22 protein-coding genes are annotated in these 20,835 nt (G+C 70.6%); 10 read left to right on the forward strand and 12 right to left on the reverse strand.

Annotated elements, in window-relative coordinates; genetic code table 11:
* Positions 1–34: 34 nt before the first annotated feature.
* Positions 35–808 carry an SDR family NAD(P)-dependent oxidoreductase gene (locus tag ACAM52_RS04780; RefSeq protein WP_369646280.1) on the reverse strand — a complete coding sequence of 258 codons (774 nt, stop codon included), beginning with the start codon at positions 806–808 and terminating at the stop codon, positions 35–37.
* Positions 805–1,305, reverse strand: coding sequence for an ester cyclase (locus ACAM52_RS04785; protein WP_240531167.1), 501 nt, complete (start codon positions 1,303–1,305; stop codon positions 805–807). The genes ACAM52_RS04780 and ACAM52_RS04785 overlap by 4 nt, the downstream gene beginning before the upstream one ends.
* A gap of 142 nt (positions 1,306–1,447) precedes the next feature.
* On the opposite strand from ACAM52_RS04785, the gene ACAM52_RS04790 reads away from it, so the two are divergent.
* Positions 1,448–2,176: a Crp/Fnr family transcriptional regulator gene (locus ACAM52_RS04790; protein ID WP_369646281.1), complete on the forward strand. Its 729-nt coding sequence runs from the start codon at positions 1,448–1,450 to the stop codon at positions 2,174–2,176.
* Between the two features lie 13 nt (positions 2,177–2,189).
* Here the strand turns inward: ACAM52_RS04790 and ACAM52_RS04795 are convergent, their stop codons facing one another.
* From ACAM52_RS04795 to ACAM52_RS04805, 3 genes are all read right to left on the reverse strand, one after another.
* Positions 2,190–3,176 (reverse strand): tripartite tricarboxylate transporter substrate binding protein, encoded by a 987-nt coding sequence (locus tag ACAM52_RS04795; RefSeq protein ID WP_095746226.1) that lies wholly within the window; start codon positions 3,174–3,176, stop codon positions 2,190–2,192.
* A 42-nt stretch (positions 3,177–3,218) separates the two neighbouring features.
* The gene (locus ACAM52_RS04800; protein WP_062475918.1) at positions 3,219–3,659 is read right to left on the reverse strand and encodes an OsmC family protein; all 441 of its coding nucleotides are present in this window, start codon (positions 3,657–3,659) and stop codon (positions 3,219–3,221) included.
* A 111-nt stretch (positions 3,660–3,770) separates the two neighbouring features.
* Positions 3,771–4,331: a CHRD domain-containing protein gene (locus tag ACAM52_RS04805; RefSeq protein ID WP_369646282.1), complete on the reverse strand. Its 561-nt coding sequence runs from the start codon at positions 4,329–4,331 to the stop codon at positions 3,771–3,773.
* Positions 4,332–4,535: 204 nt separating this feature from the next.
* Between ACAM52_RS04805 and ACAM52_RS04810 the strand changes: the two genes are divergently transcribed.
* Positions 4,536–6,233: a long-chain fatty acid--CoA ligase gene (locus tag ACAM52_RS04810; RefSeq protein WP_369646283.1), complete on the forward strand. Its 1,698-nt coding sequence runs from the start codon at positions 4,536–4,538 to the stop codon at positions 6,231–6,233.
* Between the two features lie 13 nt (positions 6,234–6,246).
* Here ACAM52_RS04810 and ACAM52_RS04815 read toward each other — a convergent pair whose 3' ends face one another.
* Entirely contained in the window at positions 6,247–7,152 is a 906-nt protein-coding gene (locus ACAM52_RS04815; RefSeq protein ID WP_369646284.1) for an AraC family transcriptional regulator, read from the reverse strand.
* Between the two features lie 102 nt (positions 7,153–7,254).
* On the opposite strand from ACAM52_RS04815, the gene ACAM52_RS04820 reads away from it, so the two are divergent.
* From ACAM52_RS04820 to ACAM52_RS04850, 7 genes are all read left to right on the forward strand, one after another.
* Positions 7,255–8,004: an SDR family oxidoreductase gene (locus tag ACAM52_RS04820; protein WP_369646285.1), complete on the forward strand. Its 750-nt coding sequence runs from the start codon at positions 7,255–7,257 to the stop codon at positions 8,002–8,004.
* Positions 8,005–8,117: 113 nt separating this feature from the next.
* Complete coding sequence (locus ACAM52_RS04825; protein WP_153282851.1) at positions 8,118–8,621, forward strand: sigma-70 family RNA polymerase sigma factor; 504 nt, start codon at positions 8,118–8,120, stop codon at positions 8,619–8,621.
* Positions 8,622–8,682: 61 nt separating this feature from the next.
* Positions 8,683–9,729: a FecR domain-containing protein gene (locus ACAM52_RS04830; RefSeq protein ID WP_369646286.1), complete on the forward strand. Its 1,047-nt coding sequence runs from the start codon at positions 8,683–8,685 to the stop codon at positions 9,727–9,729.
* 70 nt (positions 9,730–9,799) lie between these two features.
* Entirely contained in the window at positions 9,800–12,280 is a 2,481-nt protein-coding gene (fhuE, locus tag ACAM52_RS04835; RefSeq protein ID WP_369646287.1) for a ferric-rhodotorulic acid/ferric-coprogen receptor FhuE, read from the forward strand.
* A gap of 91 nt (positions 12,281–12,371) precedes the next feature.
* Entirely contained in the window at positions 12,372–12,674 is a 303-nt protein-coding gene (locus tag ACAM52_RS04840; RefSeq protein ID WP_139705706.1) for a DUF3649 domain-containing protein, read from the forward strand.
* Complete coding sequence (locus ACAM52_RS04845; RefSeq protein ID WP_369646288.1) at positions 12,671–14,293, forward strand: PepSY-associated TM helix domain-containing protein; 1,623 nt, start codon at positions 12,671–12,673, stop codon at positions 14,291–14,293. The genes ACAM52_RS04840 and ACAM52_RS04845 overlap by 4 nt, the downstream gene beginning before the upstream one ends.
* Complete coding sequence (locus ACAM52_RS04850; RefSeq protein WP_369646289.1) at positions 14,290–14,652, forward strand: DUF3325 domain-containing protein; 363 nt, start codon at positions 14,290–14,292, stop codon at positions 14,650–14,652. The genes ACAM52_RS04845 and ACAM52_RS04850 overlap by 4 nt, the downstream gene beginning before the upstream one ends.
* Before the next feature lie 2 nt (positions 14,653–14,654).
* Here ACAM52_RS04850 and ACAM52_RS04855 read toward each other — a convergent pair whose 3' ends face one another.
* The 6 genes from ACAM52_RS04855 to ACAM52_RS04880 form a co-directional block, all read right to left on the reverse strand.
* Positions 14,655–15,644, reverse strand: coding sequence for a Bug family tripartite tricarboxylate transporter substrate binding protein (locus tag ACAM52_RS04855; RefSeq protein ID WP_369646290.1), 990 nt, complete (start codon positions 15,642–15,644; stop codon positions 14,655–14,657).
* A gap of 62 nt (positions 15,645–15,706) precedes the next feature.
* Positions 15,707–16,063: a cupin domain-containing protein gene (locus tag ACAM52_RS04860; protein ID WP_369646291.1), complete on the reverse strand. Its 357-nt coding sequence runs from the start codon at positions 16,061–16,063 to the stop codon at positions 15,707–15,709.
* 18 nt (positions 16,064–16,081) lie between these two features.
* Entirely contained in the window at positions 16,082–17,077 is a 996-nt protein-coding gene (locus ACAM52_RS04865) for a zinc-binding alcohol dehydrogenase family protein (RefSeq protein WP_369646292.1), read from the reverse strand.
* Positions 17,074–17,982 carry a 3-keto-5-aminohexanoate cleavage protein gene (locus ACAM52_RS04870; RefSeq protein WP_354343710.1) on the reverse strand — a complete coding sequence of 303 codons (909 nt, stop codon included), beginning with the start codon at positions 17,980–17,982 and terminating at the stop codon, positions 17,074–17,076. Before ACAM52_RS04870 ends, ACAM52_RS04865 begins: the two co-directional genes overlap by 4 nt.
* Positions 17,979–18,749, reverse strand: coding sequence for an SDR family NAD(P)-dependent oxidoreductase (locus ACAM52_RS04875; protein ID WP_159270886.1), 771 nt, complete (start codon positions 18,747–18,749; stop codon positions 17,979–17,981). Before ACAM52_RS04875 ends, ACAM52_RS04870 begins: the two co-directional genes overlap by 4 nt.
* 22 nt (positions 18,750–18,771) lie before the next feature.
* The gene (locus ACAM52_RS04880) at positions 18,772–19,638 is read right to left on the reverse strand and encodes a dioxygenase (RefSeq protein ID WP_369646293.1); all 867 of its coding nucleotides are present in this window, start codon (positions 19,636–19,638) and stop codon (positions 18,772–18,774) included.
* Between the two features lie 130 nt (positions 19,639–19,768).
* Here ACAM52_RS04880 and ACAM52_RS04885 point away from each other — a divergent pair, with 130 nt between their 5' ends.
* Positions 19,769–20,800 carry a LacI family DNA-binding transcriptional regulator gene (locus ACAM52_RS04885; RefSeq protein WP_369646294.1) on the forward strand — a complete coding sequence of 344 codons (1,032 nt, stop codon included), beginning with the start codon at positions 19,769–19,771 and terminating at the stop codon, positions 20,798–20,800.
* Positions 20,801–20,835: the final 35 nt, after the last annotated feature.

Raw genomic sequence — 20,835 nt, forward strand, 5'->3', positions numbered from 1 at the left:
TGTTTCTGGATGCGTGGGCTGCTTGCTTCGTCGCTCAGTACATCGAGCGCCCTCCGGAGATATCGAACACCGCTCCGGTGCTGAACGAGCACTCGTCCGAGGCCAGCCACGCGGCCATCGCCGCCACCTCGTCGACGTCGACAAAGCGCCCCATCGGCACGCGCGAGAGCAGGGCGGCGCGCAACTGTTCGCGGTGTTCGGCGGGCACGTCCGCGAAGACGGCGGTGTCGGCCGCCGAGGGCGTGATGCAGTTCACCAGCACGCCCGACGACGCCAGCTCCTTGCCGAGCGACTTGGTCAGCGCGATGAGTCCGGCCTTCGAGGCCGAGTAGGCGGCGTTGAAGCCGTTGCCTTCCTTGCCCGCGACCGAGGCGATGTTGACGATGCGCCCGCGCCGCTGCGCCAGCATCAGCGGCGCGATGGCGCGGCAGCACAGCCAGGCGCCCGTGAGGTTGATGTCGAGCACGTGGCGCCATTGCGCGGGCGTGTGCTCCCACGCGGGCACCGTCGGCCCGAGCACGCCCGCGTTGTTGACGAGGATGTCGACGCGGCCGAAGCGCTCCTGCGACTGCGAGGCCGCGCGGGCGATCTGGTCTTCGTCGCGCACGTCGACCAACGCTGTGACCACGGTGCCCAGCGGCGCCAGTTGCGCCGCCGCCTCCGCCAGCGTCGCAGCCTCGACATCCCACAGCGCCACGCTCGCGCCGTTCGCGAGGCAGCGCCGCGCGATGGCCAGGCCGATGCCGCGCGCACCGCCGGTCACGATCGCATGGCGTCCTTCGAGCGGCCGGGCGAGCGTGCCGGTCATGCCGTGGCGGCCTCAGGTCGCGGGGCGGTTTGGCCGAGCAGCCCGGCAACCAGCCCGCCCACCATCTCCGGGGGCACACCCACGAGCAGCTGGCGCAGCATCGTCAGGGTGTCGAAGTACACGCGCTCGCACACCAGCCGGTCGCCCTCGAAGATGAAGAAGGCGTTCATGCGGCAGCGAAAGCTGTTGCCCGTGGGCGGCAGGCCCTTGAGCGGGCCGCGGTGCGTGCCGAGCAGCCAGAACTCCACGATCACCGAATCGTCGGCATGGCGCAGCTGGATGATCTCGTGGCGCTGGTCGGGGAAGGCGCGGCGCGTGTCGGTGTAGTACTGGCGCACGTCGGCGATGCCGTCGTGCACCTCGCCGCTGGGAATCAGCTCGTAGTGCGGATGCGGGAAGGTGCCCAGCACCGCGTCGAAGTCCTGGCGGGTCTCGTCGGCGAAATGGTCGAGCACGAGGCGCTCGCGGCGGGCTTGCAGGTCGGTCAGTGTGGTCATCGGGGTGTGCTCCATGCGACAGGGGTGACAGGGGACATCGGGTTGCCGCGAATGCGTCGACCCGGGTGGCCTGCGTACTATCGACAGCGCCTCGAAGCCAGACTGTCCGGTGTTGGCAATCGAGGCCCCGGACAAACCCGCGATGCCACGCTCTTCCCCTTCTTCCAGCGCCAGCCCCGCCGAGCCGGACGCGCAGCCTTCGCCCGTGCACAACAGCGACATGCGGCTGGCCGACGACGTGCAGCAGCGCCTGCTCGCGGTGGCGCACCGGCGCACGCTGGTGCGCGGCGAATCGCTGTTCCACAAGGGCTCGTCGCCCGACGCGCTGTTCGGCGTGGTCAGCGGCTCGTTGCGCGTGAGCGTGGTCGCGCCCGGCGGGCGCGAGGCGGTGATCGCGATGCTCGAGCCGGGCCACTGGTTCGGCGAGGTCTCGCTGCTGGTGGGGCGCGAGCGCGTCTACGACACCTGCGCCGTCGACACCACCGAGATGGCCGTGGTCGCGGCGACCGACTTCCACCGGCTGGTGGCCGACCATCCCGACGTGCACATGGCCTTCACCCGGCTCGTGTGCCTGCGCCTGCGCCAGGCGCTGGCCTGGATCGACGACGTGATCCTGATGCCGCTGCCCGTGCGGCTGGCGCACCGACTGCTCACGCTGGACGCGCGCGCGGTGGCGCCGGCGCAGGACGGCGGCGGCACGCTGCTGGGCGTGTCGCAGGAAGACCTGTCGTTCATGCTCGGCGTGTCGCGCCAGAGCGTGAACCGCCAGCTCAAGCTGTGGGAGGAAGACGGCACGCTGCGCGTGCGCTACCGCAGCATCGAACTGCTCGACCGCGCGCAGCTGGAGCGGCACGCGGCCACGCCGCGCTGAACGCGGCCGGAGTTCAGTCCATCCGCGCGCCCGAGGCCTTCACCGCCTTGTCCCAGCGCGGCGTTTCCGTCGCGAGGAAGCGTGCGAAGTCTTCGCTGCCCAGGTAGGCCGGGTCCGCGCCCTGGCTCACCATGCGCTCGCGCACCTCGGGGCTGGTCAGCACCTGCCTGAACGCATCGCTGAGCTTGGCGACCACGTCCTTGGGCGTGTCCTTCGGCGCCAGGAAGCCGTAGAAGCCCACCACCTCGAAGCCCTTGACGCCCGACTCGATGACGGTCGGCACGTCGGGCAGCGCGGGGTTGCGCTCGCGGCTGGTCACGGCCAGCGCGCGCACCTTGCCCTGCTTGTGATAGTTGGCGGCCTGCGGAATCGATTCGGCCATGAACTGCACCTGCCCGCCCATCAGGTCGGTGAAGGCCGGCGCGCTGCCGCGGTAGGGGATGTGCACCATGAAGAGGCCGGTCGCGGTCTTGAACATCTCGGGCACGAGGTGGCTGATGCCGCCGTTGCCCGCCGAGCCGTAGTTGACCTGGCCCGGCCGCGCCTTGGCGTAGTCGATGAACTGCTTGAGGTTCTGCACCGGCAGCTTGGGCGTGACCAGCAAGGCGAGCGGCTGCATCGCGGTGCGCGCGATCGGCACGAAGTCGCGCTGCGTGTTGTAGGGCAGCTTGCTGTAGAGCGCGCCGTTGATCACCGCCACGCCGGTGTTGGCCAGCACCAGCGTGTAGCCGTCGGCCGGGCTCTTGGCGACGAAGTCGGCACCGACCGAGCCGCCCGCGCCGGGCTTGTAGTCGACGATCAGCGGCTGGCCGAGCACGGCCTGCAGCTTGTCGGTCAACAGGCGCGCGTGCTGGTCGAGCGGGCCGCCGGCCGGAAAGCCGATGACGACCTTGATCGGCTTGTCGGGGTAGGCGGCCAGGGCCGCCGTGGTGCCGAACGTGCCAAATGCGCCGAGGGCGAAAGAAAGGACCGCCGATGCGGTCCGGGTGGGCTTGCTCATGATCCGTCTCCTTTGTTGTGGAGACGATCATAAGCAGCGCGGTCAGCTGGCCAGCGTGGCCTTCAGCGTGATCTCGGGCACGCTCGCCAGCGCCTTCGACAGCGGGCAGCCGGCCTTGGCGGCGGCGGCGATTTCCTGGAACTTCGCTTCGTCGAGGTTGGGCACGGCCGCGTCCAGTTCGAGCTGGATGCGATCGATCTTGAAACCGGCGCCGTCCTTGGCCAGCCGCACGGCGGCCTTGGTGTCGATGCGCGTCGCGGTCAGGCCCGCCGCCTCCAGCGCGAAGGCAAAGGCCATCGTCAGGCAGGCCGCATGGGCCGCGCCGACGATCTCCTCGGGGTTGGTGCCGCGCCGGTCGTCTTCGAAGCGGCTGGCGAAGCCGTAGGGGTAGTCCTTGAGGGCGCCGGTCTCGGTGCTGACCAGGCCTTTGCCGGTCTTGCCGGCGCCTTCCCAGTGAACGCTTGCGTGCTTGTCTGCTGCCATGGACATTCCTTCAGTCAGGTGGAGGGTGGATCGGAAAGGGAGAACCGCAGGTATCGCTCCGAAATCCGCGCCTGTCTGTAGTCGCAGAGCGCATCGCATCGGGGGCCGACGTCAGCCGCCGTGCACGCCCCAGGTGCTGCGCTTGAGCTGTCCGCGGACTTCGCCGCCCGGCCAGGCCTGCGTCGACACGCTGACATACCAGAGGCCGGCCATCAGGTCGGCCATCTGGGCGGGCGTCAGCCGGCTCGTGCCGGTCCGCTCGTAGCCGGCGCCGGTGCCGTCGTTGCGCGGCTCCCCCTCGCTGGGCAGCGGCAGCTGGATCGCCAGCGGGCCGTTGCTGCCCGTGGCGGCAGGGCCGTAGAAGCCGACGACCGTCGCCGGCCCGCTCAGGCGTGCGGCGTTCACGCGCCATTCGAACACCCCGGTGGCCAGCGTCAGGGTGCCGGCCGCCGAGCCGCCGGCCTTGCCCTTGTGCGGCGGGACCACGTCCTCGGTTCCGAGCCAGCAGTCGGCCACGAACCACGTCGGCGGTTCCTTGGACGGCTGCTCCGTCGGGGGGGCCGACATGCCGAACCGGGGGACCCGCGAGCAGCCCGCCGCGGCCAGCGCAGCCAGTGCGGCACCGAAGAGGGCGATGCGTCGGCGCAAGGTGGGGCGGGCGGGATCGGGCATGGCAGGCAGGCACAGGTGAAGCGGAGCCCGCACGATAGCCGATGCGCTGTGCCTACCCGACGTACGAAGAATGGGCGTCGCCAAGGTGACGCCCCGGGGGCTTCCCCGATGGGAGCGGCGGCCGGTGCGGCTTAGGCTGGCGCATTGCGCCTTTTCGCACCGCTTCCTTTCTCCTCACCTTCCTCCTTCGCCTGTTCACAGACCATGCAACCACGCCCGCATTACAAGTTCTGGCCCAAGCGCCTCCCGCATTCGATCACCGTCCCCGCGACCTCGCTGTGGCACAACCTGGCCACCTCGGCGGCGCGCTACCCCGACAAGGCCGCGCTGGTCTTCTTCGGCCGCGTGCTGAGCTACCGCGACGTGGCCGACCAGGTCGAGCGGCTGGCCGGCACGCTGCATGCGCTGGGCGTGCAGCGCGGCGACCGGGTGGTGCTGAACATGCAGAACTGCCCGCAGCTGGTGATCGCGCATTTCGCCATCCTGCGCGCCAACGCCGTCGTGGTGCCGGTCAATCCGATGAACCGGGCCGAAGAGCTCAAGCACTACATCGTCGACCCCGACGCCAAGGTGGCGATCACCACCGGCGACCTCGCGGCCGAGCTGGCCAAGGCCAGCGACGCACTGCCGCCCGAGCAGCGCCTGTCGCACCTCATCGTGAGCCAGTTCACCGACGCCTTCGATGCCGGCGTGACCGGCGACGACGCCCCCGCACCGGCCTGGGCCGACTGGCTCGGCACGCGCCACCCGCTGCCCGCGATGGCCGACGGCCAGGTCATGGCGTGGACCGACGCGCTCGCGGCCGGCCACCCGGCCCCCGCGCACGTGGTGGGCGCCAACGACATGGCGCTGCTGCCCTACACCAGCGGCACCACCGGCCTGCCCAAGGGCTGCGTGCACCACCATTCGAGCCTCATGCACAACGCGATGGCCGGCCAGCTCTGGGGCCAGGCCACGTCGGAGGCGGTGGTGCTGGCCGTGGTGCCGATGTTCCACATCACCGGCGTGGTGAGCATGATGCACACCTCGATCCTCGCGGCGGCCACGCTGGTCATCATGCCGCGCTGGGACCGCGACGTGGCGGGCCGGCTCATCTCGCGCTGGAAGGTCACGAGCTGGACCAACATCCCCACCATGGTCATCGACCTCATGGCCAGCCCCAACTTCGCGAGCTACGACCTCACGAGCATGACCCACATCGGCGGCGGCGGCGCCGCCATGCCGCAGGCCGTGGCGCAGCGGCTGTTCGAGCAGTACGGCCTGAAGTACCAGGAGGGCTACGGCCTCACCGAGACCGCCGCGCCCTCGCACACCAACCCCTCGGACCACCCCAAGCAGCAGTGCCTGGGCATTCCGTTCATGAGCACCGACGCGCGCGTGGTCGACCCCGACACGCTGCAGGAAATGCCCATCGGCGAATCGGGCGAGATCATCATCCACGGCCCCGAGGTGTTCCAGGGCTACTGGAAGCGCCCCGACGCCACCAAGTCCGCTTTTGTGGAGTTCGAGGGCAAGCGCTTCTTCCGCTCGGGCGACATGGGCCGCATGGACGAGGAGGGCTACTTCTTCATCACCGACCGCCTCAAACGCATGATCAACGCGAGCGGCTTCAAGGTGTGGCCGGCCGAGGTCGAGCTGCTGATGTTCCGCCATCCCGCGATCCAGGAGGCCTGCGTCATCTCGACCAAGGACGACTACCGCGGCGAATCGGTCAAGGCCGTGGTAGTGCTGCGCGCCACGCACAAGGACACGACCGAGCAGCAGATCATCGACTGGTGTCGCGAGAACATGGCGGTCTACAAGATTCCGCGCAAGGTGGAGTTCGTCGATGCGCTGCCCAAGAGTGGCAGCGGCAAGGTGATGTGGCGCCTGCTGCAGGAGAAGGAAGGCACCGCGGCCTGATCGTCGCTGTGGGCTACAGCTGGCGCGCGTAGCGCCCCGGCGCCTGGCCCACATGGCGGCTGAACGCCGTGCTGAAGGTGCTGGCCGAGCTGTAGCCGACGCGCGCGGCCACCTCCGCCGGCGCGCAGCCGCCGCGGCGCAGCAGGTCCTTGGCGATCGCCATGCGCCACGCCAGCAGGTATTCCATCGGCGGCAGGCCCACGGCGCGCGAGAAGCGCTCGAAGAAGGCCGAGCGCGAGAGCGCGGCCTTGCCGGCGAGTTCTTCCACCGTCCATGAGCGCGCGGGGTCCGCGTGCATGTGCCGCACGGCGGCGGCGAGCCGGCTGTCCGCCAGCGCGCGCAGCAGCCCCGGCGGCGCGCCTTCGCCGGGCGCCGAGCGCAGCGCCTCGATCAGCAGCACCTCGACCAGCCGCCCGAGCACGAGGTCGCGCCCCGGCCGCTGCGCCATCGACTCTTCGCGCACGAGCTGCACCAGCAGCGACAGCCGCGCGACGCCGCGCATGTGCAGCACCGAAGGCAGCAGCGACACCATCAGGGCCGCGTCGGGCGAATCGAAGGCGAAGTAACCGCCGAGCATGCGCACGTCTGGCGGGCCGTGCCGGTCGCCGTGGCGAATTTCGTTGTGTGCGTCCTCGCGCGCCGCCTGTTCATGCGAATCGAGAAACACCGGCGGCGCCGGCGTGAGTCCCGACAGCGTGAAGCCGGGCGTGGCCGGCATGAGCAGGAAGTCGCCGGCGGCCAGCGCCAGCGGCGGCTGGCCGTCGACCGCCAGGACGCACTCGCCCTCGAGCATCGTGCAGAAGCTGGGTTGGCCGAAGGCCGTGTAGCGCACGGCCCAGGCGCCGGCGCCCGCGATCACTTTGGAATACACGGCGCGCGGGCGAAGCAGCGCGATGACCTCGGCCAGGGGATCGGCCATGGCTGGACTCCTGCAAAAGAAATGACGACGTTCGATGGTAGCAAGTCCGGTCGGTCGTCCCTATCGTTGGGGCTCTTCATCACCCACCACCAAGGAACCCCATTGAAAACCGCACTGATCACCGGCTGCTCGTCCGGCTACGGCCTGGCCACCGCGCGTCACTTCCACGCCCAGGGCTGGCGCGTCGTCGCCACCATGCGCACGCCGCGCGACGACCTCTTTCCCGACGCGCCGAACCTGCGCGTGCTGCCGCTCGACGTGACGCAACCCGACAGCATCGCCGCCGCCATCGAGAACGCGGGCCCGATCGACGTGCTCGTGAACAACGCCGGCGTCGGTCTCTTCGGCGCCTTCGAAGCCACGCCCATGGCCACCGTGCGCGAGGTGTTCGAGACCAACACCTTCGGCATGATGGCCATGGCGCAGGCCGTGCTGCCGCAGTTCCGGGCGCGGCGCTCGGGGCTGCTGGTCAACGTCACCTCGAGCGTCACGCTCGCGCCGATGCCGCTGGTGGCCGCGTACACCGCGAGCAAGACCGCCATCGAGGGCTTTACCGCCTCGCTCGCCTTCGAGCTGGCGGCGTTCGACGTGCGCGTGAAGCTGGTCGAGCCGGGCTACGGGCCCGGCACGCGGTTCACCGAGAACGGGGCGCAGCGCATGCAGGGCCTGATCCCGCCGGACTACGCACCGCTGGCACAGGGCGTCTTCGCGGCGCTGGGCAACCCCACGGCCGTGACCACGGCGGCCGACGTGGCCGAGGCCGTCTGGCGCGCCGCGAACGACTCGGCGGCGACGCTGCGCTATCCGGCGGGCGCGGACGCGGTGGCGCTCGCGGCGGCCCGGCCGGCCTGAGCCACGCTGTCCGCAGTGCGGACAGGACGGGCAGGGCGGCACTGCGGCCTTTTTGCTTAAAATGAGAATAATTCTTATTTGTAGGCGGAGCCCCCGCCGCCGTGCCGCCCGCCATGTCCGCTGCCGAAGCCGCCTTCCAGCAAGTCCACACCCTCTACAGCGACCACCACGGCTGGCTGCAGTCGTGGCTGCGCAAGAAGCTCGGCAATTCGTGCGACGCGGCCGACCTGGCTCAGGACACTTTCGCGCGGCTGTTGACGGCGCGCAACCCCGAGGTCATCGCGCAGCCGCGCGCCTACCTCACGAGCGTGGCCAAGAACATCCTCGTGAACTGGTACCAGCGCCAGGCGCTGGAACGGGCCTACCTCGAGGCGCTGGCCGTCATGCCCGAGCCCGAGGCGCCGTCGCCCGAGCAGCGGCTGGTGATTTTGCAGACGCTGCACGAGATCGACGCGATGCTCGACGCCCTCAAGCCGCTCGCGCGCCGGGCCTTCCTGCTGTCGCAGCTCGACGGCATGAAGTACGAGGACATCGCGCGCGAGCTGGGCGTGTCGCTGGTCACGGTCAAGCGCTACATGCAGCAGGGCTTCCGGGGCTGCCTGGCGGTGATGGCATGAGCGCCGCGCCGGGCCGCCCCAAGCAAGCTCGCGCCGAAGTGCGAAGCACGAAGGCATTCTGATGAGCGCGATGAATTTCGAAACGTCAGCACTTGCGCCTCGCGTGCTCGACGAAGCCGCCGAATGGCTGATGCGGCTGCACGACAGCGCCGTCACCGACGAAGACCGCCGCGCCTGCGAGCGCTGGCGCCAGAGCGATCCCGACCACGCACGCGCCTGGGCGCGCGCCGAGCAGCTGATGAACAAGCTCGGCGGCCTGCCGCCGGCGCTGGCGATGTCGTCGCTCGCGCGGCCCGCGCGCGGCAACGCGAACAACCGCCGCGCCACCCTCGGCCGGCTGGCCGCGCTGCTGGCGGCCGTGCCCGCCGGCTGGCTCGGCTGGCAGGTGGTTGAGACGGCCGGTGAGCGCGGCTGGATGGCCGGGCACCGCACCGCCACCGGCGAGCGCCGCGAGCTGCGGCTGGCCGACGGCAGCCGCCTCACGCTCAACACCGCCAGCGCGGTCGATGTGCACTTCGACGGCACGCAGCGCCGCGTGGTGCTGCAGGCGGGCGAGATCTTCATCGCCACCGCGCCCGACCCCGCCGCCGCGCACCGCCCGTTCCGCGTGGCCAGCGCCGGCGGCACGCTGGAAGCCTTGGGCACGCGCTTCAGCGTGCGCAAGGAGGCGGGCGGCGCCACCCACATCGCCGTGCTCGAAGGCGCGGTGCGCATCACGCCCGAGCGCGCCGCCGCGCGCGTGCTGCCGGCGGGGCAGCAGGCCCGCTTCACGGCAGACGGCATCGACGACTTCCGCCCGGCGGACGCCTCGGTGCTGGCGTGGACCCAAGGGATGCTGCTCGCCGACGGCATGCGGCTGGCCGACTTCGCCGCCGAGCTGTCGCGCTATCGCCCCGGGCTGCTGCAGTGCGACGCGGCGGTGGCCGAGCTGCGCGTCTCGGGCGCCTTTCCGCTGGCCGACACCGACGGTGTGCTGCGCATGCTGGTGTCGACGTATCCGGTGGACGCGGCCACGCGCCTGCGCGGCTACTGGGTCACGCTGGTGCCGCGTGCGGCACCCGAAGAGCGCGCGACGGGCGCTTCGAAAAATATATCGATCCGGGGGTGAGACTTTTTTTCGTTTCGGCTGGCAAGGAGGGTGAAGAACCCACCGTTGCCCAACCGAAAGGCCCGTCTCCATGTCTGCACCCCGCCCGTCCGCCTTGCGCCCGTTCGCAGAGCGCCGCCTGAACACCGTCCTTCGCCATGCCCTGATGGCGCTTGCCCTCGGCGGCCTGGCCGGCGCGGGAGGGCCGGCTTTCGCGCAGGCGCAGTCGTCCTCGCTCGACGCCGCCGCGTCCCGCGCCTACGACATTCCCGCCGGCCCGCTGGGCCGCACGCTCGCCGCCTTTGCGGCGGGCAACGGCATCGCGCTGTCGTTCGACCCCGCGCTCACGCAGGGGCGCAGCAGCCCTGCGGTGGCCGGCCGCTACACCGCACGCGAAGCCATCGAGCGCCTGCTCGCGGGCAGCGGCCTGCAGGTGGTGGCGCGCACCGACGGCAGCTACACGCTGAACCGCCGCGAGGCCGGCACGCCCGCCGCAGGGGCCGGCGGTATCGACACGCTCTCGCCCGTCACCGTCACGGCCGAGGCCGACCGCAGCGGCACCACCGAAGGCACCGGCGCCTACACCACGCGCGCCACGGCGGCGGCCACCGGGCTCGCGCTCTCGCCGCGCGAGACGCCGCAGTCGGTCACCGTCATCACGCGCCAGCAGATCGACGACCAGAACCTGCTGTCGCTCGGCCAGGCCATGCAGAGCGTGCCTGGCGTGTTCTCGGTGAGCTCCGACAGCGACCGCACCGACCTGTACGCGCGCGGCTTCTACATCGACAACTACCAGTACGACGGCGTGCCGACCACGGTCACCACCGACTTCTTCGGCGCTTCCACCAACGACCCGGTGCTGTACGACCGCATCGAGGTCGTGCGCGGCTCGACGGGGCTGCTCACCGGCGCGGGCAACCCCTCGGCCTCGGTGAACCTGGTGCGCAAGCACGCCGACAGCAAGGTGTTTGCCGGCAACGCATCGCTCGCGCTGGGCTCGTGGAACCTGCGCCGCGGCACGGTCGACCTGCAGGCGCCGGTGACGAAAGACGGCCGCGTGCGCGCCCGCCTCATCGGCATGACGGAAGACCGCGACTCCTTCATCGACATGTACCACGGCCGCAAGCACGTGCTGTACGGCGTGGTCGATGCCGACCTTACGCCCAGCACCACGCTGAGCGTGGGCATCGAGTCACAGGCCACGCGGCCCACCTCGTCGACCTGGGGCGGCCTGCCGCTGACCTTCAGCGACGGCACAGCCACGCGCTGGGACCGCTCCAAGACCCTCGGCACGCCGTGGACCCACTGGGACACGACCACCACCACCGCCTTCGCGAACCTCACGCACCAGTTCGACAACGGCTGGAAGCTCAAGGCCAACGGCTCGCACCGGCAGAGCAGGCAGAACGCCAAGCTGCTGTACCTGTACGGCGACCTCGACCGCCTCACCGGCACCGGGCTGGGCTCGCTGCCCGGCTACTTCGAGCACCAGTTCCGCCAGAACAGCTTCGACCTGCAGGCCACCGGCCCGTTCACGCTGCTGGGCCGCACGCACGAACTCGTGGTGGGCGTCAGCAACAGCCAGTCACGTTACGTGGAGGCGAGCCATCCGCGCACCAGCCCCTTGCCCGACACCGGCAACTTCTACGACTGGAACGCTGCGTCGTACCCCGAGCCGGGCTGGGACCCGTTGAAGGTCTCGGCCATCACCAAGACGCGCCAGACCGGCACCTACGGCGCCGCGCGCCTGTCGCTGGCCGATTCGCTCAAGCTCATCGTGGGCGGGCGCCAGAACAGCTGGCGCTCCACGCGCCTGACCGCCGACGCACCGGTCACGCGCAAGCACGAGGTGTTCACGCCCTACGCGGGCCTGGTGTACGACCTGAGCGAGAACTACTCGGTGTACGCGAGCTACACCGACATCTTCCAGCCGCAGAACTACCGCGACGCCAGCGGTGCGTACCTCGACCCGGTGACCGGCAAGAGCTACGAGATCGGCCTCAAGGGTGAGCACCTGAACGGCAAGCTCAACACCTCCATCGCCGTCTTCCGTGCCGAGCAGGAGAACGTGGCGCAGCGCGACGGCACCAAGCTCGTGCCCAACTCGAGCGAAGGCGCCTACTACGGCGCACGCGGCGTGACCAGCAAGGGCATCGAGCTGCAGGTGTCGGGCGAACTGGCCCCGGGCTGGCAGCTGAACGCGGGCATCGCGCGCACGCTGGGCCGCGAAGGCAACGGCAACCGCATCAACACCGCCATGCCGACCACGCAGGCCACGCTGTTCACCACCTACCGGCTGCCCGGCGCGTGGCACCGGCTCACGCTGGGCGGCGGCGTCAACTGGCAGAACCGCACCTCCTACGCGTACAGCGTGGGCGACGTCGACCTGCGCTACCAGCAGGGCTCGCGCGCGGTCGTGAGCCTGATGGCGCGCTACGCCTTCACGCCCAAGCTGGCGCTGCAGCTGAACATCGAGAACCTCTTCGACAAGAAGTACTACAGCAACATCGACGGGCAGGCCTACTTCGGCACGCCGCGCAACGCGGTGGCGACGCTCAGTTACGCGTTCTGACCGGAAAAAGGCAGGGGGCATGACCCTTTTTTCGTTCTCGTTTGTCATGTAGGGGAGGGGCGCATGTCCGCGCCCCGTTTTCCGGTCCCCGATGAACACCCGCACCTCCTCCTTTTCTCCCGCCCTGCGGCTGCTGTCCCGCGTCGCGGCCGCCGTGCTTGGCGGCTACGCGCTGGCCTCGGCCGCTGCCGTCTTCCTGGCCGCCGTGCTGCCGGCCGGCCCCGCCGAGGCCGCGCTCGGGGGCATGCAGTTCAGCTTCGCGGTCTACACCGTCGCCGTGATCTGGGCGTTCGCGCCCGTGTCGCTGCCGCGTGCGTGGGCCGGCCTGCTGCTGCCGGCCGTGGTGCTGGCCGGGCTCGGCCTGGCCTTGCGCGGCGCGGGAGGCGGGGCATGAGCACGAAGACAACCAAGGCGCCCTCGCAAGGGGGCTTTCGCCAAGCCCAGGCCTGGCTGCACACCTGGTGCGGCCTGTGGTTCTCGTGGCTGCTGTTCGCGGTGTTCCTCACCGGCACGCTGGCCGTGTTCGACGAGCCCATCACCCACTGGATGACGCCGGAGCACCACGCCGAGGAAGCCGCCGCAGCCAAGAAGGAGAAGGGCGAGCCCACGGCCGACCGCGCGCAGCGCCTGGCCTGGGGCATGGCCTACATGGCCGAGCACCACCCGGGCGCCTCGATGTGGGAGCTGTGGCCTTCGGACGCGCAGGGCGGTGGCGAGCTGCGCGTGTTCTGGTTCGACGCCAACCGCCAGTACGCGGGCGTTGCGCTCGACCCCGCCACCGGCAAGCCGCTGAAGGAAGACGGCGGCCACGCGGCGCGCGCCACGCTCGGCGGCCATCACTTCGTCGACTTCCACTACGAGCTGCACGCCGGCACCGTCGGCCTGTGGATCGTCGGCATCGCCGCGATGGCGATGCTGGTGGCGCTGGTGTCGGGCGTCATCACGCACAAACGCATCTTCAAGGACTTCTTCACCTTCCGGCCGAAGAAAGGCCAGCGCAGCTGGCTCGACGCGCACAACGCCGTGGCGGTGCTGACCTTGCCCTTCCAGTTCATGATCGCCTACACCGGCCTCGTGATCTCGGGCACCAGCTTCATGCCGGCCCCCAAGGTCTTGCACTACGGCACGGGCCCGCAGGCGCAGGTGCGCTTCGTGTCCGAGCTGGGCGACAGCGACAAGCCCGCCGCCACCGGTCGCGCGATGCCCGTGCCCGTGCTCGAACCCTTCGCGGCACGCGGCCAGGAGCGCATGGGCCAACCGGTGCGCGCGGTCGTCATCGACCACCCGGGCGACGCGGAGGCGCGCATCGGCGTGTACGGATGGAACGGCGACGACGAATCCGCGCGCCGGCTCAGCGCCACCACCGGCATGGTGCAGTTCTCGGCCGCCACCGGCGAGGTGCAGCGCGTGCGCCTGCCGGGCGCCGCGGACGGAGGGGCCGCCATGCTCGCGCAGTCGGCCATGAGCGGGCTGCACATGGTCACCTTCGGCGGCTGGCCGATGAAGTGGCTCTACTTCCTGTGCGGGCTCGCGGGCACCGCGATGATGGGTTCGGGCGCCGTGCTGTTCATCGTCAAGCGCCGGCAGAAGCACCTGGGCGAGTTCGGCGGCGCGACGGCGCGGGTCTACCGGCTGGTCGAAGCGCTGAACGTCGCGGCCATCGCCGGGCTGGCGATCGCCTGCGTGGGTTACCTGTGGGCCAACCGGCTGGTGCCGGTGGGCATCGGGCACCGCGCGGACCGCGAACTGCAGGTCTTCTTCGCGCTGTGGGCGCTGGCGCTGGTGCATGCCTTCGTGCGCCAGCCGGCGCGCGCGTGGCGCGAGCAGCTCGGTGCGCTGGCTGCGCTGTGCCTGCTGCTGCCGGTGCTCAACTTCGTGACCACGGGCGATCACTTGTTGGCGCAGCTGTCGCGCAGTGATTGGGAAAGCCTCGGCGTCGAACTGGGCGTGGTGGCCTTCGGGCTTGCGGCGCTGGGCGCGCTGCGCCATCTGCTGAAGAAGGTGGTGCGATGACGGCGGCATGGGCTTCGTTGCTTGGCCTTGCGCTGGCGTATGCGGGCATGGCGTGCCTGAGCTTTGCCATGGACCGGCACCACGAGCAGCTGACGCGCGGACGCGAAGTGCCCGCGCGCCGGCGCACGGGTTTGCGCGTGATCGGCGCGTTGCTGCTCGTCGCCGCCGTCGTACCCTGCGTGCTGGCCTGGGGCCCGACGGTCGGGACGGTCGCGTGGCTGGGCTTCCTGTCGGCGGGTGCGTTGCCGGTGGCCTTGCTGTTGCCGTACCGCCCGCGCGCCGTGGCGTGGGGCGCCGGTGCTGCCGCCGTGGCCGGTGGTGCGGGGCTTGCGCCGGTGCTGATTGCGCTGCTGCGCTGAGGTCAGTCCACCTTGATGGCCGCGGCCTTGACCACCTGCTGCGCCTTCGCGGTCTCGTCGGCGATGAACTTGTTGAACTGCGCGGAGGGCATGGTGAAGGGCTCGGCGCCGAGCTTCTCCAGCCGTTCCTTCAGCTCGGGCGACACCATGATCTTCGCGACCTCGGCCTGCAGCCGTTCCACCACGGGCTGCGGTGTCTTGGTGGGCGCGAACAGGCCGACCCAGAACAGGTAGGCCGAGCCCGGCACGCCGGCCTCCACGGTGGTGGGCGCATCGGGCAGGGCGGACGAGCGGCCGGCGGTGCCCACGGCCAGTGCCTTGAGCTTGCCGCTCTTGATCAGCGGCAGCGCCGACACCATCGGCGCGAAGAACCAGTCGACGCGCCCGGCCATCACCTCGGTCATGGCTTCGGGCGTGCCGCGAAAGGGTACGTGCTGCGCATCGACGCCGGCCGCGAGGCGGAACACCTCGGCATTCATGTGCGTGGCCGAGCCGTTGCCCGCGGAGCCGTAGTTCAGCCCGCCGGGCTTGGCCTTCGCCTTGGCCACGAGGTCTTTCACGTCGGTGAAGTGCGAAGGCGAGGTCACCAGCACGTTGGGCAGGCTGGCCATCGGCGTCACGCCCGTGAAGTCCTTCAGCGTGTCGTACGACAGGCCCTTGTAGATCCACGGGTTCACGAGGTGGCCAGCCGAATGCACCAGCAGCGTGTAGCCGTCGGCCGGCGCCTTGGCCGCGATGGCCGCGCCCAGCGTGCCGCCCGCGCCGGGGCGGTTGTCCACGATCACGCTGGTGCCCAGCGCGGGCCCCAGCTTCTCGGCGACCAGGCGCGCGACGATGTCGGTGCCGCTGCCTGCCGTGAAGGGCACGACCAGCTTGATGGGCTGCGTGCCCGGCCACGCGCCTTGTGCGTGCGCGCCGCCGAGCGTCCAGGCCGCGAGTGCCGCGGCGACCGTGAGCGCCTGTCGGCGGCTCCAGGGGAATGTCTTCTTCATGCGTCTTGTCTCCGTTGATTGGTTGGTGCGAGCGATGAATGACTGGCTGGGAAAGGAGTGCGTCAGGCGGGCGGTGCGTTCGCCATCACCAGCGCCACCAGCACCGGGCGGTTGCTGCGGTTCTCGAGCTGGCGCCTCTCGCCGGGCGCGAAGCGGCAGCTGTCGTAGGGCAGGAGCACGTCTTCCTGGTGCGCGCCGTCGAGTTCGCCGACGATGTGCAGCTCACCCTCGAGCACGAGGTAGAGCTTTTCCATCGGCGAGCCGTCCAGGCCGGTGCGACCGCCGGGCAGGATCTGGCTCATGCCCATCCACATCTGCGTCGAGGGGCCGGCTTCCTTGCCCTGCAGGCGCAGGCAGCGCATGTCGAAGTGGTTGGGCGCCTCGTAGTGCGGCGCCTCGCTGAAACGGGTCACATGCATGGTGGGTGTCCTCGAGGTTCAGGGGCGCAGCACGACGCGGTCGGTGCTGCCCGACAGCACCAGCCGGTAGGCATCGATCGCTTCGTCGAGCGCGAAGTGGCGTGCCACGGGAAAGGGTTTCAGCGTGCCGCGCTCGAAGCCTTCGCGCATCGCGTCGAGTTGCGCGGTGGAGGCCACGCAGTCCATCGCCAGCGAGTCGATGCCCACGTAGGTGTGCATGCCGCGGTAGAACGCGAAGATGTCGAAGGGCACCGCGCGGTCGTGCGTGGCGATGAAGATCTGGGTGGCCCCCTTGGCCATCGCCTTGTTGGCGGCCTCGAAGTAGGCGCTGCCCACGGTGTTGTAGACGAGGTGCGCGCCGCGTCCGTCGGTGAGCTCGCGCACCTGCGCGCCCACGTCGGCGTGGTGGCGCGCATCGACCACGTCGACCGGCGCGCTCGCGAACCCCGCGAACGGCCCCGGGCCGCGCTGCACCGCGATCACGCGCGCGCCGGCCTGCGCGGCCAGCTGCACCGCCGCCTGCCCGACCTTGCCATTGGCGCCCAGCACCAGCACCGTCTGGCCCGCCTGCGGCATGCCGCAGCGCCGGAAGCCCTCGTAGGCCGTGACGAAGGGCACGCCCACCGCGCCGGCCTCGTCCATCGAGATGCCCTGGGGCTTGGCGCGCAGCGCTGCTTCGGGCAGCACGAGGTAGCGCGCATGCGAGCCGTCGCGCGTGATGCCGACATCGCCGCCCGAGCCGTAGACCTCGCGGCCGACCCATTCCGAAGGGCCGCTCACGACGGTGCCCGCGAAGTCGCGCCCTGGCGTGCGCGGCCAGGCGGCCTGCGGCATCAGGCCCAGCGCGGCCTTCACGTCGCTCGGGTTCACGGCGGCGGCGGCCACGCGCACCACGGCATGGCCGGGCGGCGCCACGGGCTCGGGCTGCGGCGCGGCCTCCAGGTGCAGCGCGTCGAGGTTGGCGGCCTTGCCGTTCACGCGCAGGGCGCGGGGTTCATGAAGGATGGCGCTCATCGTGCAGCTCCCTGAACGGCGCGGGTGTCGGCCAGCCCCAGCATCGCGCGGGCCTCGCGCGGGTTGGCGACCTCGCCGCCCAGGCTGCGCAGGATGTCGCGCGCCTTCGCCACGAGCTGCGCATTGCTTTCGGCCAGCACGCCTTTCTCAAGGTAGATGTTGTCTTCCATGCCCACGCGCACGTGGCCGCCCAGCAGCCACGACTGCGCGACGATCGGGAACTCCGTGCGGCCGATGCCGAAGGCGCTCCAGAAGGCGCCGCGCGGCAGCAGGTTGCGCGCATAGAGCAGCGTCTCGGGCGTGGGCGCGAAGCCGTACTTCACGCCGAGCACGAAGGTCCACATCGCGGGCCCGTCGAGCGTGCCGTCGGCGATGAGGTCCAGCGCCAGGTGGATGTCGCCCGAGTCGAAGATCTCCAGTTCGGGCTTCACGCCGGCCTCGCGCATCACCTTCGCCATGCGGCGCACGTTCTTCGGCGTGTTGATCACCACGTCGGGGCCGGAGTTCATGGTGTTGAGGTCGAGCGAGCACACGTCGGGCCGGATCAGCGCGATGTGTTCCACGCGCTTCTCGGGCGGCAGCAGCGTGGTGCCGGGCGCGGCGATCTTCGGATCGTCCTCGCTGGGAATGAAGCGCCCGCCCGGCCCGGTCGTGAGGTTCACGATCAGCTCGCGGTTCTCGCGGCGGATGCGGTCGACCACCTCGCGGTACAGCTCGACTTCCATCGAGGGCTTGCCCGTCTCGGGGTGGCGCACGTGGATGTGCACCTGCGCCGCGCCGGCTTCGGCCGCGGCCAGGCATTCGTCGGCGATCTGCACCGGCGTGATCGGCAGGTGCGGCGTCTGCTCGGGCTTCACGAGGTTGCCCGTGACGGCGCAGGTGATGAGCGTCTTCGCGTTGTTCACAGGTGGCGCCCTCCGTCGACCACGATGCGCGTGCCGGTGACGAAGCGCAGCGTGGTGGCCAGCGCTTCCACGGTGGCCGCCACGTCGTCGGGCTTGCCGATGCGCCCCAGCGGCGTGGTGCTGGCCATCTTGTCGGCGAATTCCGCGCCGCGCCCGGGCACGAAGCCCGACTCGACCGCGCCCGGTGACACCGACACCACGCGCACCGCCGGCGCCAGCGCCTTGGCCAGTGCGTCGCCCACCACGTCGAGCCCGGCCTTGGCCGCGACATACGCGAGGTTGCTGCCTACGCCCGTGAAGCCGGCGATGGACGAGATGTTGACCACCAGCCCGTCGCCGGTGGCCTTGAGCATCGGCGCGAAGGCGCGGATGGTGGCGAACACGCCGCGGAAGTTGGCGCGCAGCAGGTCGTCGATGAGTTCGTCGGTCAGCGCATCGAGGTCGCCGGCCGGCACGGGCTGCGTGTGGCCCGCGCTGTTGACCAGGATGTCGCAGCGCCCGTGCGCGGCCTTCACCTCGGCGGCGGCGGCCTGCAGGCTCGGCGTGTCGACGATGTCGGCGCGGATCGCGCCGTGGCGCTGGCCGCTGTCCGAGGGCAGGGCGGCGGCGCGCGCGGCGGCGTTGTTGTTGTCGCCACCGCGGTGCAGCAGCACGCAGGTGGCGCCCAGCGCGGCCAGCCGCGTGGCCGTGGCGTAGCCGATGGCGCCGAGGCCGCCGGTGATGACGGCGATCTTGCCGTGGAGTCGGGATTGGGGATCGAAGCTCATGGGATGAAGGGAAGTTGCGGAATCAGGGGATCGGTGGGCGGGGGAACTTCATTTCTCCCGGCTCGAGCTGGAAGTCGTACTGCAGCGTGGCGCTACCGCCGTCGGGCGCGAGCGCGAAGCGGCCGATGAGCTGGCGCGTCACGCCGAAGGTCGGGTCGCTCTCCAGGTTCTCGTCGTCGTCGGCGAACACCTGCGTGACCAGCACCTTGTGGCCCGGTTTGCTCAGCATGAAGTGCAGGTGCGCGGGACGGTTCGGGTGGCGCTGCTGCGCGCGCAGCAGCACGCCGCAGGGCCCGTCGGTGGGCACCGGGTAGCCGGCGGGGCGCACGCTGCGGAAATGAAAGCGGCCCTCGGCATCGGTGGTGAAGCGTCCGCGCAGGTTCATGTCGTCCTGCTCCGGGTCCTGGTTCTCGTAGAGCCCGACCGGCGAGGCCTGCCACACGTCGACCGTGACGCCGGCCATCGGCTGCCCGCTCACGTCGCGCACCGTGCCCGTCACCTCCAGCGGCGTGCCGGGCGTGCCCGAGCGCGCGATGCTTTCGCCCGCCGCGCAGGCCGGCGAGTTGGCGCGCCAGAAGGGGCCCAGCAAGGCGGCCGGCGATTCGCCGTGCGGGTCCTGGTTGTTCTGCAGCGCCACCACCGTGGACACGCCCAGGATGTCGGCCGCCAGCACCACCTCGTTCTTGGTCTCGCCCGTGGCGTGGCCGATGGCGACGATGAATTCGAGCGCCTGCTCGAACTCTTCCTCGGTCAGCTTCACCTCCTGGACGAAGGCGTGCAGGTGGCGCGTGAGCGCGTCCATCACGGTGCGCAGGCGCGGATCGGGGGTGCGTTGCATGGCGTCGAGCGCAAAGCCGAGCACCGAATCGGGGGAGGTGGCGATGTTCATCTGCAATCCTTGCAATCGTTTGCATGATCTTAAGACAGATTCCCAAAAAGTAAAATGGCGGGTATCCGGGATGCCAGAATGGGAATTCGCCAGCCGTGGCGCTTCGGATGACCAACAATCGTTTGCACCAATGAGCACCCATCCCCCTACCAGCCCCGTCACCATCCGCGACGTCGCCCGTGCCGCCGGGGTGCATGTGTCGACCGTGTCGCGCGCGCTCAGCCCCGAGAAGCGCTCGCTGATCAGCGACGAGGTGCTGCGCGTGGTCGAGGAGGCCGCGCAGCGCCTGGGCTACCGGCCCAACCGCGCGGCCTCGGCGCTGCGCACGGGCCGCACCCACACCATCGGCGTGCTGGTGCCCGACATCACCAACGCGGTGTTCCCGCCGATCCTGCAGGGCATCGAGGCCAGCGCGGCCGCGCGCGGCTACTTCGTGTTCGTCACCAACGTGGTCGACCCGGCGCTCGCGCGGCCGGTGCTCGAGCGCATGCTGGCGCAGCGCGTGGACGGCGTGATCCTGGCCACCGCCACGCGCGACGACCCGCTGGTCGATTTCGTCGCCAAGGCCGGCATGACGGCGGTGCTGGTCAACCGCGCCGACGAGACCGGCCGCCTGCCCGCCGTGGTGAGCGACGACCGGCTGGCGATGAAGCTCGCGGTCGACCACCTCGTGGGCCTGGGCCACAAGCGCATCGCGCACCTGGCGGGGCCGCAGACCATCCCCACCGGCGTGGGCCGCCTGCTGGGCGTGGAGCAGGCGCTGCGCGACCACCGCATGAAGCCGGCGCGCATCGTCGAGTGCGCGAGCTACAGCCGCGAGGCGGGCGCGGCCGCGATGAAGCAGATGCTCGCGGCCGGCGCCGCGCCGCAGGCCGTGGTCTGCTGCAACGACCTCGTGGCGCTGGGCGCCTACGACGCGCTGCGCGAGGCCGGCCTGCGCGTGCCGAAGGACATCTCGATCACCGGCCACAACGACATGCCGCTGGTCGACATGGTCGATCCGCCGCTCACCACCATCCGCCTGCCGCACCGCGAACTCGGCTGGCGCGCGGCCGAGATGCTGTTCGAGGAGATCGACGGGCAGGCGCTGTCGGCCTCCACCGTGGTGCTGCGCCCGGAGCTGGTGGTGCGCAAGTCGACGGCCGCGCCGGCCACGCGCTGAGCGAAGACGAAAACAAATGCATCCGCAGGGCGAAG

The sequence above is a fragment of the Variovorax sp. V118 genome, from assembly GCF_041154445.1.
Taxonomy (GTDB): domain Bacteria; phylum Pseudomonadota; class Gammaproteobacteria; order Burkholderiales; family Burkholderiaceae_C; genus Variovorax; species Variovorax boronicumulans.